This is a genomic window from Paenibacillus sp. VTT E-133280, from assembly GCF_002264385.1.
Classification (GTDB): Bacteria; Bacillota; Bacilli; order Paenibacillales; family Paenibacillaceae; genus Paenibacillus_AQ; species Paenibacillus_AQ nitricinens.
The window spans coordinates 1-18345 of sequence record NZ_NFUX01000003.1 but is presented as its reverse complement, the minus strand read 5'-3'; the positions used below and the strand labels follow the sequence as shown (position 1 = coordinate 18345).

Genomic DNA, 18345 nt, shown 5'->3' with positions numbered 1-18345 from the left:
ATTTCGGTTTTAGTGTTATTATTTTCGGATATGTGAAGTTATGTTTTTTACATGCCTCTCAACAAACTAAAGACCAATGGTAAAAATAACGTGAGACCGGCTAGAATCGCCGCTCCAACCGCACCTCGGTAGTTTTTTTGCTTCCACAGTGTGGGGGTTAGGCTGCCAATGTAAATGCTTCCCCACAAAGAAATGATCCCGAGTATAACGATCTTCATGACTTGAATAATCATTTTACCATTTCATCTCCTTCCACAGCGGGACCCACTTGGTCACCATGTTTTGTCATCGTAAAGTCGATATCTACTTTGTATTTGGTATCCTTGATATGATCACGCCATTTATATCCATACCATTCCTGTAGTGTCGGAAAAGTTGCCCTTAATCGGTTACCAATATGAAAACAATCAACATTCCATTCATACAATGTTTTATCTAGAAGCTTTGAAGCCTGCTGGATCAGCTGCTCTTCCACTGCTTCCTCCAAAATTATTGTGTTTTTGGGTGTAGTGTAATCAACATTTGACATAGAACCTGATAACTCCCCCTCCATATGAGCAATAAATGTAACGTTAATCTGATCGTCTTTCCGCTTTAATTTAAGCTTCGTTTTTTTCTCCGCATTCATATTAAGGGTTACATTGTATTTAGAATCTAATGGATCGTGAAATTCCATGACTGTTTTTTCGAAATCACCACGTAGAATGTTAAGTAATTTCGTTTCCTGAGCGGTGAGATAACCTATCATTTTTTGACCTTTATACACGGCACTGCCAAAAAAATCGATAGGTGTTTCTCCAGTTCTATGAAGATCACCTGCATATATATCGCTAGCAATCGTTTGACGGTCTTTCGATTCTGATGATGCCTCACCCATCTCATGGTTATTGGTATTTTTATCAACACTAGGATGTACTGCGGACAAAATCGTTGTGCCTCCAGTTCCTGGTTGCTCGATATCCATAATAAAATCGTGAAACCGTGAGTTCTTAGGTGTAATTGCTCCAATATTATGGGGGTCCATTTCTAACTCAAACCATAAATCAATATCGTTTTCCATCTTAGGTTTAATATTATTAATGTAAGTTTCTGCGCTCCCTCTTGCCGTAATTACATTGACGGTTCTGCGGAATTCTTCATTTCTTACTACCTCACCTAAAATGGGCATGATCCCTTGCCGAGTGACTCCATCTCCCAGAATAAAAGCTTTAGAATGAATCAAGGTTAATCTTCGCGCTATAAAACTTTGGCTAGTAAGGAGGGCTGCGGAAAGACTAGCACCCTCTTCTGAAAAAATACTAACGATACGATTCTGCCCCGAAGGGCTGTTATCTCCACTATTCATGCCACCGTTCGATTTGGGCATCGCGAGTGCAAACGTATAGATGTAATCATTGTTAGGACCTGGATCAACGCCTATAGCCATAATAAAAGCCATGTTTTCGGGATCGAGTCTATCCCAGCAGCCTGATAACATAGGAACAACTAGCAAAAGAAGAACGTACCTGTTTATGATCCGTTTAAATCCTCTCATGTCTTTTGTCTCCCCATTTTAGTTCTGACTAGACCGACAAACCAAGTGAGCAATGGTAAACCTATAGATAAGATTGAACCATACGTTCGCAAAATTTCACCGTCCCAAGCTACGGCAGCCATCTCGCTTCTAGGTAGTAAAGCAAAAGTATATACAAGGATAGCCAAAGGAAAAATTAATGGTTTAACCTTTGTCAATCGCAATATTTGAGACATTGTTGCTGCAGCACAATATAACCCTATGGCCAATTTAATGACCGCACAAATTAACCAAGCGATAAGAAATACACTTTCTAATCGTTGAATCCACCGACCAAAAATGATCAGACGGCTTACTTCATACATAGGAACGTTAAGTCTAATGGCCGTTGGGTACGGAAACACAAAGAGGTACACGACTGTGGTGCTGAAAAGTATGATCGAGGAGATTGCAATACACCACCAAGCTGCTTTACTACAATCCTTAGCTTTTCGCATTCTGGGGAGCAAAAAACCGAATACAAGCATTTCTGAAAACAAAGAGCTTTTTATGATGCCTAACTTTAGCACATGTGAACGCCCTGTTCCCCAGAAGGGAGACAACGCGTTTACTTCTGAATGCGTAAATAACCCACCTAATAGGATAAGCAGAACACTTCCGATGATTAACCCAATCGTGATCCAGCATAAACGTCCAACAGCCTCAATCCCGGAATGCGCAATGAAAGCAATGGGAATGAGCAATGAGATTTGAATAATGTTCATTGGCGTGCGAGGTAAAATATCAGAGGCCAATAGCTCCGAGAACTCACGCAGGACCAAAAACGTGATCATAAAGAAAAAGCAAAAATATATAAAATTCAAAAAAGTACCGATCCACGCGCCCCAAATCTCTTCCGTTGCTTCAATTAAGGTGGCACCTTGAGAAGCATTGTTAAGCACACCTTTGATGGCCCACCAAGTCAGAGGACAAAGCGCTGAAGCAATGAGAACAATAATCCAGGCAGCAGTACCCCCAAGTTCAGCAAGTGATCTTTGAAAGGGTAAGAATATTTTTGTGATTATAAAAATGATCCCAATGGAAGCAGCTTCTTGAATCCCAATATGATTTTTTTTCATGAGTAAGCACCATCACCCTCTTGATCAGGTGTAGTGGGAACGTCCGTATTTTGAGCATCTGGTTGTTTAAGTCTCTTGCGAGGTCGCACTGATATCGGTCGCTTATTTTGTTTGTACATAGGACTACGTAATAGTGAATTTTCACCAGGATGATGAGGCGTAATCGGAGCAAAACTAGGCACACCAAAATGATTGGATGAAATCCAATCCGTCCACAAAATCATCGACAATAAAACAATCCCAATTAAGCCCATAAACGAAGCGCAGGCCAAAAAAACAAACCGGAGAATACGGGTTGTGAATTGCATGTTATAGTTAGGAATCGTATAGGATGCTAGAGCTGTAGCAGATGTAATGATTACCATGATGGGACTAACGATATTAGCTTGCACCGCCGCTTGTCCCAATATTAAGGCACCCACTATCCCGATCGTTGGACCAATAACGCTGGGAATCCGAACACCAGCTTCGCGAATCAATTCAAACATCGATTCTAACAGGAATGCTTCTGCTGCTACGGGAAGTGGGACAGATTCTCTTGTACTTGCAATCGCCAGAACTAGAGTTGTCGGAATCATCTCCTGATGATAATTTGCAACTGCAACAAATAGAGCAGGCAAATACATGGATAAAAAGAAACCCACCGTCCGAATAATTCTAAGAAAAGAACTATATTGCCAACGAAGATAACTGTCTTCAGCTGTCTGTAAGAACAAGGGAAACTGGCTGGGAACAATTAAAGCGAACGGTGAATTATTCACCATAATACACACATAACCATCTACAATTTGCGTAGTTGCCCGATCCGGCCGCTCTGTACTGAGCAGTCCTGGATAAATGGAGTTTGGTCGATCGTCGATCAGCTGTTCAATCATTCCACTATCACCGATATAATCGATTTTTATAGCAGCGATTCGTCTACGCACCTCGTTTACAAGCTCCGAGTTAGCAATTGATTTCAGATAAATAACCGAAATTTCTGTTCGTGAAATCGTCCCAACAACTCCTGTTTCGACCATTAGATCAGGAGTGTTAAGACGTCTTCGTATCAACGACAGATTTGTTTGCAGATTTTCCGTGAAGCCTACTTGCGACCCAAGGATTACGTTTTCTGTTTTAGGGCTTTCCAAGCCCCTTTCTTCCCTACCCTTAACGTCAATCGTTACCGCTTCATTTAAACCATCAACCATTAGGACTGCTGCACCGTACAGTATCTCCTGAACAATATCCTCCAGGGTTGAGGTTGAACTGATTTGACCATTCCTAAGAATTTCATCCTTGAACATATCAGATTTAAGGGGGAGATCCTCTGGAAACTTGGCCGTTAACAATGGATTAATGACAGTTTCGTATAATAAAAGGGAGTCTACTTGACCATCCATATAAACAACTGTACCCTTTGTTAGATTGGGACCTAGCACAATGGAGCGTATAATCAGCCCCTTACTCTTAGGATAGGAGAATTTTGTTTTCAGCCAATCCATATTCTCCTCCATATCACAAGACATGTTTAGGAGATTATTTGCTCCCTTAACAGGCCTAGCTTGAGGCAAATTCACCTGAGTCTCATTCGTTGACTTATTGTCAATGTTTGTTGTCTCATCTACTTCCCAATGTCTAAGTGAAAAAGAATCACGGGAGTGAGTATCCTGCGATATATCCGCTAGCACGTATTTTTTTAATTTACTCCAGCCATTCATCAATCTCATCTCCTACAACGAATCTTCGATATGGATGAAAGTAGTATTTCTTCCAACCTGTTTAATTATGCGGTTTGAAATGCTGCCGGCAGCTAATTTACATTGTTTATCCATAAAAAAAAGCGATTCATTCATCCATAAAAATCCCGATGAGAATCGCTTTTAACCTTACCTATATGCCTTCAACGTGCTGCATTCTTCTGCCATTTCACGTTGAATATTAATAATTTGTTCCAGCCGGGCAACTCGATCCTGAAGCTTTAAGTAATCAGAGTCAGCACACAGCTGAGTGGATAATGAAAAGTATTGTGGTACTTCCCAGACACTACGTAAAGCAGTGCTTAAACAATAACCATATCTTGCAAGGGATTCGTCCCCCTGCCATCCGCTTGCCTTTAATCCCTTGATATACGAATGGAATAAAGACTCTTTGAATTCCTCGTAACGATCGATAGGAATCACACCAAGACTCATATTTACGCCAAACATTTTACCAAGATCTTCACCTAAACCTGATAAGCTCATAAATTGCCAGTCTATCAAGACTAACTCTCCGTTTTGAGTTAGCAGTATATTCATTTGACTAAGATCCTGATGAGCTAATACTCGCGGCAAGCGATGGAGAGCATTCAAATTATTGTCTATCCGCTTCATGAAGCCTTGGAACCAAGCCCAAAGACTTTGGTCGTTGTCTCTATGTAAATGATGAATATATTCTTCAGGGTTAGGTGCATACATAATACTCGAAGTAGTCCAGGATCTAAGCCAACTTCTACATATCCATTGGTCATTAGGAGTGTTCTTTCCTGAAAGATAAGCTCCATTAAACCGGCCTAACCGTTCAGCGATAATATCAAACTGCTCCTTCGTATGTGCAAATTGCCCTTCAATTCGTTCCATCCATAACCATACAGTACCATCTACTTGCTCCTCAACAAGATAACACTTAGGAGCTTGGATTGAGCCCGGAAGCTCATCCAGAATCTTAGATTCAAAGACTAAGGCTTCTCGCCGCCAGTAATTGTGATGTGCTGGATCCTCTTTTTCTGCACTATCAGACTTAATGATTTTTAATATGATTGACCATGGAAGCTGCTCGTGATTAATTAATGCGATACCCTGAAGATGAAAAATACCCGCTGTTGTAAAGTTAGGTGTTTTATAATCTAAATCCTCGCATGTGAAATTAACTATTTCTACTTCTTGTTCTCCAAAAATTTGTTGAACACTGATGTTAAGCTGATCCATTTTATTCTCTAACACATAGCCCCTCCCATTATCCATAAAAAAGCCTATAAAGCGTAACTGATTCGTTAACACCTCATAGGCTTGTTCAATAAAGAATTGTCTTATTAGAATACTTTTGTTGTCCAGTCTTCGCAATTCCAGATATCCGTCACAATGTCTTGATAAAAATCCGGTTCGTGAGAGATCATGAGAATGCTTCCCTTATATGCTTTCAGCGCACGTTTCAGTTCATCTTTGGCATCGATATCCAAGTGGTTCGTCGGCTCATCCAATACGAGAATGTTGGTCTCACTGTTAATGAGTTTACATAGACGCACTTTAGCTTTTTCTCCACCACTTAGAACAGCAATCTTACTTTCGATATGTTTCGTGGTCAGTCCACATTTGGCAAGGGCAGCACGTACTTCGAATTGTGACAGGGATGGGAATGTATCCCAAATCTCCTCGATACAAGTCTTGTAATTACCTTCCTTCATCTCTTGCTCAAAATAACCAATCTCCTGATGGTATCCACGTTCTACGGAACCGGATAATGCTTGGATTTCGCCTAAGATGCTGCGTAGCAAGGTGGTTTTACCAATCCCGTTCGCACCGACCAACGCAATCTTTTGTCCACGCTCCATTAATAAATTAAGCGGTCTGGACAACGGGGTGTCATATCCGATAACCAATTCTTTAGCTTCGAAAATCATCTTGCCCGCAGTTTTACCTTCTTTAAAGTTAAACTGTGGTTTTGGCTTCTCTTTTGCAATCTCGATGATCTCCATCTTGTCGAGCTTTTTCTGTCTGGACATTGCCATGTTACGAGTAGCCACGCTGGCTTTGTTACGCGCAACGAAGTCTTTCAGCTCTGCAATTTCTTGTTTCTGGCGGTTATAAGCAGATTCAAGCTGTTGTTTTCTCATTTCGTAGACCTGTTGAAATTGCTCATAATCACCCACATAACGGGTCAGCTTTTGATTTTCCATATGGTAGATCAGGTTGATAACGCTGTTCAAGAATGGCATATCATGTGAAATCAGAATAAATGCATTATCATACTCTTGAAGATAACGTCTCAGCCATTCAATATGCTGCTCATCCAGATAGTTCGTAGGCTCATCTAGGAGCAAAATATCTGGTTTTTCAAGCAACAGCTTCGCAAGCAAGATTTTGGTACGCTGACCACCACTAAGATCAGCTACGTCACGATCTAAACCAATATCTGTGATTCCTAGACCGCGCGCGGTTTCTTGTATCTTCGCATCGATCATGTAGAAATCTTGATTTGTAAGCGTATCTTGGATCGTACCAACTTCTTCAAGCAGCTTTTCCAACTCTTCAGGCGACACGTCACCCATTCTGCCGTACATATCATTCATCTCTTGCTCAAGATCAAAGAGGTATTGAAAAGCGCCTCTGAGTACATCTTGAATGGTCATGCCTTTGGTCAACACTGCATGCTGATCGAGGTAGCCAACACGCACCCGCTTGGACCATTCAACTTTACCTTCATCCGGTTGCAGCTTTCCTGTAACAATATTCATAAAAGTGGATTTACCTTCGCCGTTAGCGCCGAATAATCCGATATGCTCGCCTTTTAGAAGACGGAATGAAACATCCTTGAAGATCGCACGATCTCCAAAACCATGACTTAATCCTTCTACATTTAATATGCTCATTTATGGACACCTTTTTCTTATTTTTCTCGCTATATTATAAGCAGGATTACACAAAAACTCAATGGAGAAGCAAAAAAATATCATATTTTGGCCTATAATACGAAATATCTCAGGTAGTCTGTTCCTATCTGTGTGATGGAGATATTGCAGTGGCGATTGCTCACTATCTTTTATATGATAGTATGCAGAGATACATTATGGAGTTGAATTGAGGTTCTAAGGAGAGACAATGATGAACAAACTTGTATTTTTTTTAGGGCCAGCTGGGGCAGGCAAAACGACATTAGCTAAAGCGATCGCTTCCCGGCGTAAAGTACCCTTCTTTGATATGGATATCCTCTTAAGACCAGCGGCAGATGCCATCATGACCTTTCACGGATTGGACCCGGCAGACAGAGACTCCGCCGACTACAAAAGATTATGCCGTGATTTAGGCTACCGGATTACAATGGACGCCGCACTAGACAATATTAGCCTAAATGTAGATGCAATTGTAGTTGGACCATTTACCAAAGAAGCTGCCAATCCTGACTGGATCTGCAGTGAGTTATCTCGAATCGGACGTTCTCTGAAAGATGTTGAGGTCAAAGTTGTTTTGGTCGAACTAGCTGATGAGGAATTGTACCTGAAGCGGATTCAAGATAGACAATCGCCATTAGATGAATGGAAGTTCCAGCATTGGGATGAATTTCGTAAAGCATTTGGAAACCGTAGTGTGAAGTGGCCGCTTCCAAGTTCCAATGTGAAGGTGGTCGATAATTCTAATCCAGACATAACGAAGACTGTGGCTGTGGTGGAGCATTTTATCTACGACTAGGAATGAATTAGCTCTTCAATAATCATTCGTTTACGAGCAAGCATAAACGGCTTCGGCGTCCTTATAAGGACAGTAGTGTTTAAGCGAGAAATATAAGGATAAATTATAGTGTACACTTATACTTTCTTATATTTGAATAAAGACCGGCAAAGAGAGAACTCTCCAGCCGGTCTTTTATTATTACTGAATATACTTCTGACTTACCAGATCCCCTGCTATGACTTCAGTTGGGATCACGAATTCAACAGAACCCATAGAACCTGGAGCTATATCATATTTATTAAACACAATCACAAGCTTGCCATCATCATTGATATAGAAGCTCTGATCTTTTGAAATAGAAGTAAACATATCAGTTGACACTTCATCCCCGTTCTCCGGGATCCAATACACAATATCGGGGTCAGCCTTCATTTGTGCAATCATCTGCTCTTTAATATTTTGGCTAATCCGCTCAATGTATTGCTCATCCTTAAATAACATTGGCAATGTAATAAGGATTTGGTTCACTTTGTCTATCGTATCAAAAGCAACTTCCTCAGAAGAAGAACCTGACGTTTCTACAACATATCTTCCAATGGAGAAAATACGATCATTGTCTGTTTTGACTTCATAATTCGTGTCCAGACCCAAATGACCTCCGCCCTGCTTCTTCAACTGTTCAATCTCAGATTGGAACTTTTCGTAGAGTGCCTTATTCTCGCTCAAATACTTCTGGTTTAATCCAAGCTCGAGATCCTTGTTCTCCATATTCGTAACGGCAGGAACTTTGATATTGGCATCGTAGTTATCCTCCGCTACTATATATTCTTTAATGGTTAGCACTTTAATGAGTCGATCGACACCTGGAATGGCAGATAATGCACTCGCCACGGTTATACTAGTGTTAATCGCAATCAAAAAGACAATAGCAGCAACACTCACACTGGCAAACCATTTATATTTCAACCGTTTTTTTCTTCTTTCTTTAAGTGATTGCTTCAGAGAGCGATTCACTATTAAATCTAATTGTTCTGGAATAGGAACCTCGCTATATTCCTTATGTAAATCTTTTAAATGGTCTACCATCTTACATAATCTCCTTTGAGGCTTCATCCTTCAGTTTCACCCGCAATAACTGAAGTGCCTGATACAGTCTTGTTTTTATCGTATTGTTGTTCTCGTTTAGAACTTCCGCCACTTCACTAATCTTCATATCTTCAAAGTATCTCAATACGATCACGCTTCGGTATTTCGCCGGCAGATCTTCAAGGGTTCTTTTCAAATCTATATCCGAGTAAACATCCTCTGCACCAGGACAATAGACATCTATCATCTCTGGCTCCATCGTCTGGACCTTTTTATTTCTGCGCAGAAAGTCTAGCGAAGTATTCACGACAATACGGTAAAACCAGCTTTTCACGGCATCAGGATTCTTCAACAACTCAAGATTATCCATCGCTTTATAAATGGAATCCTGAACAATATCAAGAGCATCCTCTTTGTTTTTGACATAGCTGTAGGCGAGTCTGTAGACATTCTCTTTGTTTTCGATGATACAATTGGTTAGTATTTTTTCGGTTTTCCTATTCAACTTAAACATTGTAGATTATCCTTCTCTGTTTGTTATCTAGTGTTGTAATAGGTGTAAGACGTTTAGCGAGTTCAAAAAGTTTGGAGAATTAATTATTTTTATTCACTATCCAAAGCTTTCGCGAGAAGTAAGGCGTAATACTTAGAACCCTCAGGCTTCAGATGCACGCCGTCTTCGTAGAAATAATCGTCTTTCCCTTCACTAGCAGAGTACCAGTCTACTACGGTCGTATTACTATATTCACTGGAAACTTTTGAAATGTTGTGATTCACATTATTTTCCCACTTCCTTGGGACACGTGTATTGACCAAAAGAATCTGCTCAGCATCACTTAGTGAATCCAGGAGATTACGTAACTGCTTTGAACTAAAAGATCCGTTAGTCCCCAGCTCAATGATCACCTTTTTACCTAACCGGCCTTGAGCTTTAAGCTGATCCACTACCTCCTGAGCTTTCGCCATCTGACGACCAATTTCGCCCTCGATGACAATGCCAGGTACTTTCTTTGAGAGGTATGGTGCTACGTCCAAAATGACAGAATCTCCAATGGCCGTAACGTCATTCCCAGCTTGACTCTTCACAGCCACAGGTTTTTTTTCTTCGGGAACAGTTTTGTTCACATCTGATTCAGGCTTAGACACTTCTTTATTAATAGTTCCCACTTTAGGATCAGGTTTGTTCACTTCAGGTTCGGATGTAGCTGTTGTCATGGCTGGTAAGGATGGTTTATCAGTTTCACTCTTGTCTATCGCTTTGCGATCTTTGGGATCATCCTTTATTCCCGAATCTTGTTGTTCTTGCTGTTGCAGCTGTTGTTGTTCATACTGCATATCTGCCGATTCGATCGCAGACGTATCCGATCCAGCATTTAACAAATAGCCTTTACATGCAATAGGGATAAGAATCACAGCAATAATAGCCATTAAGAAGCCTGGACGAAGACCACCCCGTCGTTTTACACTGATGTTCTTCCAAGTTTCCTTAAGTGAACCTCGACGAATAGGCTCCTCTACATACTTATATGATAATGCTGCTAGAAGAAAACTTACTCCTACCTGAACGATAATACGAAGTATGCCGCTTTCTTCAGTACTCACATTCGGACTGCTAAGGATAATAACTGGAAAATGCCATATGTACAAGCTATATGATCGCAACCCGATCCAACGCAAAGGTTTACAGCCTACGATCGATCCCAGGCGGCTAGCAGGATGAGCGAGTACAGCAATAACTACTGCAGCAATCAAAGAAATCACTAGAAACCCACCACGGTAAAGCAAATCATCAAACTCATTAACCTGATTAAAAAGGACTAACAATAGTATGAGTCCTAATCCCCCAACAATATCAAGCATACGCCGAGCCGGTTCTGAGACCTTATCATTAAGTTTCTGACTTGGCCAAGCAACTGCAAGTGCTGCTCCAATGAGAAGCGCAAATACGCGAGTATCCGTTCCATAATACACTCTACTTGGGTCTGTGCCCGGTACGTAGATCAATGCCATTGCTAAGGCTGAGACTGCAGCGCAAGCCATAATCCATGCAATAAGCTTACCTCGCCGACGAGCGATTTTCATCACGAGGATGAGAGCTATTGGCCATAGAATATAAAACTGCCCTTCAATAGAAAGCGACCATAAATGTCCGATCGGAGATGGTGGGCCAAAGCTTTCAAAATAGGACATATTATGAAATATTAGCCACCAGTTGTTGAAGTAAAATAAGGAAGACATAAAGTCACCCTTGAGCCCAAACAATCTTGATGGTTCTATAATTAAAAGCCATATGGCAACCACAAAAAGCATGACGACCATCGCAGGCAACAGCCTCCGCGCCCTACGAACCCAAAAGTCTAAAAGGTTCAGTCTTCGGTGCCGCTCCCACTGGGTAATGATTTGGTCAGTTATGAGATATCCTGAGATAACAAAAAATATTCCAACGCCGAGAAGTCCACCCTCAGCCCATTTCAGATTCAAATGATATGCGATTACAGCGAGTACTGATAAAGCCCTCAGACCATCAATTCCTGGCACATAACGCCTGCCGCCTACAGATTGTATAGAAGACTGGCTCCTCATATTATTTCTGAAAAGCTTCGTGTTGTCTTTCATTATGTTTCAGTCCTTACCGTCGATTTATCGTTCCATTAGTAAGACGCTGTAAACGCATGAAAAGTTCTGTAAACAAGTGAAAATGTTATTAATTAAAAAAGATATCTGGCAGAGAAATCTGCCAGATATCTTTTCTATTAAATACCCTGCACTTCAATCTGTAGAATATCTGTTACAAATTGGACAGGGACATACGTTTTATTGTCTTGAAGCACTGGAGCAGTGCCTAATGCTTTAGGAGCCATTTTTGCTATAAAATAAGAATCTTTGTTAATAGAAACACTCGTCCACTGTGCTCCCTTCATTAACTCAGATGTTTTGGTAGATTGATTCCACTTCAATTGAAAGTTTAATTGATTGGCTAAATCACGTAATGATAGCATCAGCACACCTTGCTTGTTAGTGAAATTGGGGATTTTTTTCAAATCAAGCTTAGCTGCGTCCGTGGAATTACTATTCAAGCTGAAACGAAACTCTGGTGATCCTACATATCCAGGTGCAATACTATATTTAGGGAAGACAACCACTAATTCACCTTTATCGATATAAAATGACTGCTCGACTGAAGTTCCTTTGTACTCTTCCAAAAAATACTTGTCAGTATCTTTTTTAATCTCCGCAAGAATATCTGCATCGAGCTTCTCTTTGTAGTTAGCACCGAGCAGATCTGAAAGAGTAACCAGTTGTGCCTCAGCTACATTTCTCACATTATAAGTATCAATCCGCGGCATGCTGGTTCCACCTTCAGAGCCTTCAGTAATAACCGTCAAGGAAATAACACCTGCTGGATTACCTGTTCCATCTGACTTCAGTTCATAAGCGATATTAAGAGTGTAGGGATGGTAGTCTTTATTATCTGCTTGTGCTTTTTTACCCATTTCAGCGGCGTCATGCTCCCATTGTGCCAAATCCTTTTCAGCATGAGACAAAATAATATCATTCAGCTCATCTTGGTATTGCTTGTCCAGCATGCCTGTTAGTTGTGGCACTTTAATATCAGCAATTAGATATTTACTTGTTGTGCTAAGAACTTTTTCTTGGATCTTAACGCCAGTAAGCGCTGGGGTCGTAGATTGCACCATTGAAGAAACACTAGCTGCTACTGATGTGGATGCCATCACATGAACCGGTAAGGAAGCTAAGCTCACCCCCATAATTGCCGCACATCCAACTGCACTCATTTTAAATAGATTTTTTGTTGTTTTGTTCATATCTCGTCATCCTCCATCTCTATTTATAAGTGCCTTCCGATGACACTCATTAGCTAGGACGCAGGGGGACCTCTAAAAAGTTTGCTGATTTTCTAATTTAAATAAAATTTCTTCTACTTCTGTACCCTGAAACTCTACGTAAAAAGGCTGGACAGCATCATTTAGACAATACTCTAGCCGCAGTCTGAGGTTTTTCCATGTGAGCATATTCATTGCTTGTTCTATGGAGAAAAAGCCCACTTCCAAGCTTCGAAATATACTTTGGAGGTGTCATATCGGTTACCTCCGTCATTAAAGCTCTAAACAAGCTTTGTCATTTAAAGCATCGTGGATATTGCGGGCAAGCCACACTCTATTCTCCTCACGTTGTGACTCCGAAAACTCTTGAAATAACAATAGCACTAATTCCAGTCGACGCTTCTCAATAAAGAGCGGGAGCTCTTCTAGCCACTTATTGTCGAGCGCATACTCTCGATTATACCCCTTCATAAAGGACTTCAACATGGCTGCCGCAAGACCAGAAGTTCTACTCTGCTCTACTTCCAGTTTGCTCCAATCCCCAAAGATAGTCGAATAATAAACGGCAATGGCAATATCATGCACCATATAGTCGTATCCGCAATCATCAAAGTCAAACACGGTGATCTGCCCCTCATGCACGAAAAAATTACCCGGATGCAAATCACGGTGACATAGTCCATAACCTTCTCGATGCCGCGGCAACTGGTTAATGTGATCATTTATTTGAAGCAACTTTTCAAAAAGCTGCTGTTCAACAATACCAAAGTTAGCAAAGTCAAACTCTAGCTTACCCTGATGTGGTCTTGCCAGAACACTCTCCGGACGCTCGTATTGCAGAGCTAAAGCATGCATTCTTCCTGTTACCTCACCCCATTGCTCAAAAAGATTTGTTCCCCAATAGGGATCGGAAGCATTAACATGACCACCAGGAGCTTTCTCCATTACACAGATCATAAATCTTTCCCCATCTTTGACTAGCGTTTGTACCAAACTACCATCCTGAAAGGGAATGGGGGGAGCCAGTTGCACTCCATGCTTTGCAAGATGATCCATAAAGTCAAGTTCAGAGATAACCATCTCCTGCTCCTGATGAGAATGATGAGTTACACGTAAAATAAATTCATGAGCATCTTTTGGAAAGCTATAAACAACATTTTCAAACCCACCAATATACTTTATCGTTGTCCAATCTACTTGAATCTGTTGTGCAGCTTGCTTAAGCATCTCTTCATCGAATTTCACCTGCCAGTTAGGCATTTAATCACCCTCCTACCTTCTAAAGAAAATACCATTTAAATGGAATGTTTTACAAAGTTGTGTTTTATAAAGATATTTTAACACTTCACTACCCATAAAAGAACAATCAAAAAGGTAGGAGCAGCCTAGACCTTTAACAAAGTCTATGACTGTTCCTACCTTATTTTTTTCATTACTTATGGACTTAAATTTATTTTGGTTACTTTTTAGCCGAAAGCTCATCTTCCGTTACCCATTTATGATTTTTCACTTTATCTCCACCCGTAGTCGGTGTGTAATCAATCATATATACCGTAGTGTGTTCAGCCGCGTTAATTTGAGCGGTTGCACCTTTCATATCTTTCATATGGTCAGCTTCCATTACAACTTCTGAGCCGGATTCATAGGGTTTGTCGGCTGCTTTTTTGATTTCTTCATGAATAATCCACTTGTGGTTTGTAACTGGCATTCCACCTGTTGTAGGTCTATAAGAAATCATATAGGCTGTAGTATCATATGCTCCAACTATCGTTGCTGTTGCCCCTTTCATACCTTCCATATGATCCGTTTGGATAATCGCTTTACTTCCTATTTCAAAAGCAGGATGCTCTGCCACTTTCAAATTATCGGGTACTTCACTTGAACTAGAGTGTGCGGTATGTTCCATTTTTCTATCGTTTGAAGACATTTTATTGCCATAGCTATTGTCATTACCACATGCGCTTAGAGTAAGTGCAGCTGCGATTATGAATAGAAATATTTGCTTTTTCATATATAAAACCTCCGAAGTTGATGTGCCTCTGATTATTCATTTACCCATTTCATAAGATCACAAACCGAATGAAGTATTTTTAAAAATATAAAGTGATTATTAGATTACCAATAAATGAGTGTTGTCTCAGTTATTGAAGGTTATTTATAATGTTTTCTGAAAGGAGGCTACTACAATGAAGACTAAAATATTCACTTTGTTGCTTCTTTTGGGTCTGGTAAGCATGGCTACGATCGGTACGGCTAGTGCTGCTCCGGTATTAACCGTAGGGAATTCTTCTGGAGATGTGTGGGATCTTCAGTATCGGTTAAAAACTCTGGATTTCTATACTCAGCCTTTAGATGGTGTATATGGATCACAAACGAAGGCTGCCGTTGCTAAATTTCAAAAGGCCTACGGATTAAATGCCGATGGAGTTACTGGTTCAAAAACTTGGAATTCTCTTAAAAAATATACGCTTAATATTGAGGAAATGGATATTCTGGCGAAAGTCATTTACAGTGAATCCCGCGGTGAGCCTTATAAAGGTCAAGTCGCAGTTGGCGCTGTAGTTATGAATCGCATACAATCAAGTCAATTCCCAGACAATATTAAAGACGTTGTATTTCAAAAAGGCGCATTTACAGCCGTATCTGACGGTCAATACTGGCTTACTCCAAACCGGACCGCCTATTTAGCTGCTCTTGATGCTGTCCGAGGTTGGGACCCAACAAACCATTCAATCTATTATTTCAATCCTGATACAGCTACTAGTGCATGGATCTGGACTCGTCCTCAGAACTTAAAAATTGGTAAACATATATTTGCGAGTTAATCCTTCGAATAAATGTAATAGCAGGTCAACCACTACGGTTGACCTGCTATTTTTTACTATAAACGATTTTCTTAATACTATCCTTAGAAAGACAGTATTCACCTGAGAGCTGGTCGACGGTTGCACCAGCAGCAAACCTCAGGCAGATCTCAATATTTCTTGATTTCAAATATTTTCTACTCCCTGACTTCTCGCCCCATTTTATATGTAATTCTTCAGGCTTTGAAACGTAGACCATACCACCATTTATAATCGATTTGATTAGCTTTATCCATTACAAAAATTAAAAATCATCTTTAATTCATCATCAAAAGACTTCTTACATTCTTCTTGAAAGCTATTACCAGTATATTTTTTTAGTGTCTTTCTCCAAAAATGCTGGGCTCTCCTATTTGTAGCTGTGGGATTGGTTTGTAGCTCCCATTTTCCAATATGAAGATTAAATACCTCCTTAGCCGCACGTTCAGCGATTCCCGTACCTCGGAAGGGGCGCAGGATAAAGAATTCGTTTAAATAAAATTCACAACCTGGTGATGTATGAGGTGGTGTGGCAACTAATGCAAAGCCAGCAGGAATACCATCCTCTTTTATTAAATAAGGATATAAAATCCCCGGCTTCTCCCACCATATGTCGAAGACTTTGTTCTGTTCATTCAGCGTCTGTGTTTCATTATCCTCGTATACCCCGTATTGATTAGGAAGGTTCCCCCATATCTCTGATAGATCGTGTAAGTATAGTGGGTAGAGATTGTTAATCATAAACTTCGTTGTGCTGTCAGTTAATGTTACGGTGATCTTCATTTCATTCACTCCTTCCCATCGAATGCTTGGATGTATTTATGGCGATCACTTAAATAACGTTCTGTGTAGTTATCTTTTGTATAATCCTTAAGCACTTTTCGCCAGAAAGCTATGGCAGGTTTATTATTTTCCATTTGAATTGTAGAATTGATAAAGATTAGTCAATGCCTCTTTATCTTCAAACGTTACTGGAACAAGATTAATTTCCATCATACCTCCACGTTTTTTTCTAATTTCACTTCTATACTCAGTATAATTACGACCACACTCCAGTAATATGCCATGTTCAATTAGAATTAAATTTTATATAAAGTCTTTATTTTCTAAAATAAAAAGAATTCACCTGAGTTTTACACTCAAATGAACTCCAATATTATTAACTGATGGTTAAGTAAGATCTACAATAACCTTGATCGTTTCTTTTGCTGCAATCGCTTTATCGAAGGCGGCTTGAATATCCTCTAATTTATAAGTCTGTGTCACCATAGTAGAGATATTCGTTTTCTTGTCGTTAATATGTTCAATTACCTTTACAATATCTTCATGTGTGTATCCACTAGCTCCAACTATGTTAACTTCTTTACTCATCACTTGAGCAAGGCTTATAGGTACTTCATTTTTATAAACGGCAATGATTGCAATTCTTGCTTGTGGCTTTACAATCTGCATCACTTGTTCAAATAATATTGGAGCGCCCGCTGCGTCCACAAAAGCATCTACATTGGGTACACTAACACCGTATACGTTCACTTCGCCGAAGTGTTTGATTAAACCCTCTGCTAATGTTTCAGTCGACGTATTAACTGTTAATGCGCCTAATTCTTTTGCTTTATCCAACCGCCAGTTGTCAATATCCACTACGCAAACATCTTTAATGCCTTCACCAATTAATCCTGCAGCTGCAGATAAGCCAATAGGACCCGCACCTAGAACTACGATTTTTTCACCTAGTTTGGGCAGTACGCTAAAAGCGCCATGGAAGCCTACGCTCATGGGTTCCATTAATACAGCCTCTGTTGCCGAAACGGAATCATCAAATTCATAAAGATTATAATTTAGTGCTGCATCTTCAATTAAGACATATTGTGAAAAGGCTCCTACCTCCAACGAATAACGGCGACCTGCACGTTTTGCAGTAATTGGATTCACACCTACACGCATGCCAACTTTCAAATCGCTTTCCGCATCAGAACCTAACAGGGCGATTTCACCAAACATTTCATGTCCAAACTCTGAGCCGAAACGAATACCCATTTCAGAGCCTGCTTTCACTATATTAATATCTGTACCACAAATTCCACCCGCTAAAATACGAATCAACGCATCTTTTGCTCCAACTTGAGGTATTGGACGCTCTTCTATCCCCACACTATTTTGACCGTGATAAATGCCGACTTTCATCATTCATTAACACTCCTTATTACTATCTATTACTTTCAATACTTCATGGTAGTAGTTATTAAGGAGTTAAGCAATCTACAAAAATACTGAAAGCGTTAATAAAGCAACAGTTGATTCAAACAGATGTACTTGCCACAATTCAGTTGTCAGATGAGTAGCTCTGCGTAGCAAAAATATCTGGATAAATTGTTAATCCAACCCTTATAGTCATTAAAATCGTTTATAATTAATTTATGTTCAAGTTGATTACCTATCCTAAGTTAATAGGATAGTCATACGCAAAAAGGCATAGTGATGAATCGCCTATGCTATAAGGGTTATAGAGTTTTCAAATACACACTTATGTAT

At 40.1% G+C, this 18345-nt stretch carries 17 protein-coding genes; 2 read left to right on the top strand and 15 right to left on the bottom strand.

The genetic code is table 11. The features are described 5' to 3' along the window. Positions 1–47: 47 nt before the first annotated feature. The 6 genes from CA600_RS31075 to CA600_RS02035 all read right to left on the bottom strand — a co-directional run bounded on the left by CA600_RS31075 (position 48) and on the right by CA600_RS02035 (position 7240). On the bottom strand, positions 48–233 hold the full coding sequence (locus CA600_RS31075; protein ID WP_094868682.1) for a hypothetical protein: 186 nt from the start codon (positions 231–233) through the stop codon (positions 48–50). Beyond that, complete coding sequence (locus CA600_RS02055; protein WP_094868681.1) at positions 230–1534, bottom strand: Ger(x)C family spore germination protein; 1305 nt, start codon at positions 1532–1534, stop codon at positions 230–232. The genes CA600_RS31075 and CA600_RS02055 overlap by 4 nt, the downstream gene beginning before the upstream one ends. After that, positions 1531–2631: a GerAB/ArcD/ProY family transporter gene (locus CA600_RS02050; RefSeq protein ID WP_094868680.1), complete on the bottom strand. Its 1101-nt coding sequence runs from the start codon at positions 2629–2631 to the stop codon at positions 1531–1533. Before CA600_RS02050 ends, CA600_RS02055 begins: the two co-directional genes overlap by 4 nt. Further along, a complete protein-coding gene (locus CA600_RS02045) occupies positions 2628–4331 on the bottom strand; it encodes a spore germination protein (protein WP_179281491.1) in 1704 nt (567 codons plus the stop codon). Before CA600_RS02045 ends, CA600_RS02050 begins: the two co-directional genes overlap by 4 nt. A gap of 168 nt (positions 4332–4499) precedes the next feature. Further along, positions 4500–5594 carry a phosphotransferase gene (locus CA600_RS02040; RefSeq protein ID WP_179281490.1) on the bottom strand — a complete coding sequence of 365 codons (1095 nt, stop codon included), beginning with the start codon at positions 5592–5594 and terminating at the stop codon, positions 4500–4502. A gap of 89 nt (positions 5595–5683) precedes the next feature. Next, positions 5684–7240 (bottom strand): ABC-F family ATP-binding cassette domain-containing protein, encoded by a 1557-nt coding sequence (locus CA600_RS02035; protein WP_042188035.1) that lies wholly within the window; start codon positions 7238–7240, stop codon positions 5684–5686. A 232-nt stretch (positions 7241–7472) separates the two neighbouring features. Here CA600_RS02035 and CA600_RS02030 point away from each other — a divergent pair, with 232 nt between their 5' ends. Next, complete coding sequence (locus tag CA600_RS02030; protein ID WP_094868677.1) at positions 7473–8057, top strand: AAA family ATPase; 585 nt, start codon at positions 7473–7475, stop codon at positions 8055–8057. A gap of 180 nt (positions 8058–8237) precedes the next feature. Here the strand turns inward: CA600_RS02030 and CA600_RS02025 are convergent, their stop codons facing one another. The 6 genes from CA600_RS02025 to CA600_RS02000 all read right to left on the bottom strand — a co-directional run bounded on the left by CA600_RS02025 (position 8238) and on the right by CA600_RS02000 (position 14981). Next, positions 8238–9125, bottom strand: coding sequence for an RsiV family protein (locus tag CA600_RS02025; protein ID WP_094868676.1), 888 nt, complete (start codon positions 9123–9125; stop codon positions 8238–8240). Position 9126: 1 nt separating this feature from the next. Next, entirely contained in the window at positions 9127–9639 is a 513-nt protein-coding gene (locus CA600_RS02020; protein ID WP_094868675.1) for an RNA polymerase sigma factor, read from the bottom strand. Positions 9640–9728: 89 nt separating this feature from the next. Then, positions 9729–11741: an acyltransferase family protein gene (locus tag CA600_RS02015; RefSeq protein ID WP_256989685.1), complete on the bottom strand. Its 2013-nt coding sequence runs from the start codon at positions 11739–11741 to the stop codon at positions 9729–9731. Between the two features lie 137 nt (positions 11742–11878). Beyond that, positions 11879–12952 (bottom strand): stalk domain-containing protein, encoded by a 1074-nt coding sequence (locus tag CA600_RS02010; RefSeq protein WP_094868674.1) that lies wholly within the window; start codon positions 12950–12952, stop codon positions 11879–11881. 291 nt (positions 12953–13243) lie between these two features. Further along, entirely contained in the window at positions 13244–14230 is a 987-nt protein-coding gene (locus tag CA600_RS02005; RefSeq protein WP_094868673.1) for a phosphotransferase enzyme family protein, read from the bottom strand. Positions 14231–14429: 199 nt separating this feature from the next. Further along, positions 14430–14981 carry a YdhK family protein gene (locus CA600_RS02000; RefSeq protein WP_094868672.1) on the bottom strand — a complete coding sequence of 184 codons (552 nt, stop codon included), beginning with the start codon at positions 14979–14981 and terminating at the stop codon, positions 14430–14432. A 175-nt stretch (positions 14982–15156) separates the two neighbouring features. On the opposite strand from CA600_RS02000, the gene sleB reads away from it, so the two are divergent. Next, positions 15157–15795 carry a spore cortex-lytic enzyme gene (gene sleB, locus CA600_RS01995; protein ID WP_094868671.1) on the top strand — a complete coding sequence of 213 codons (639 nt, stop codon included), beginning with the start codon at positions 15157–15159 and terminating at the stop codon, positions 15793–15795. A gap of 46 nt (positions 15796–15841) precedes the next feature. Here sleB and CA600_RS31650 read toward each other — a convergent pair whose 3' ends face one another. The 3 genes from CA600_RS31650 to CA600_RS01980 all read right to left on the bottom strand — a co-directional run bounded on the left by CA600_RS31650 (position 15842) and on the right by CA600_RS01980 (position 18000). Beyond that, positions 15842–16033, bottom strand: coding sequence for a hypothetical protein (locus tag CA600_RS31650; protein ID WP_306440369.1), 192 nt, complete (start codon positions 16031–16033; stop codon positions 15842–15844). Positions 16034–16062: 29 nt separating this feature from the next. Continuing rightward, a complete protein-coding gene (locus CA600_RS01985) occupies positions 16063–16596 on the bottom strand; it encodes a GNAT family N-acetyltransferase (protein ID WP_094868669.1) in 534 nt (177 codons plus the stop codon). Positions 16597–16983: 387 nt separating this feature from the next. Beyond that, entirely contained in the window at positions 16984–18000 is a 1017-nt protein-coding gene (locus CA600_RS01980; protein ID WP_256989684.1) for a zinc-dependent alcohol dehydrogenase, read from the bottom strand. Between the last annotated feature and the right edge of the window lie 345 nt (positions 18001–18345).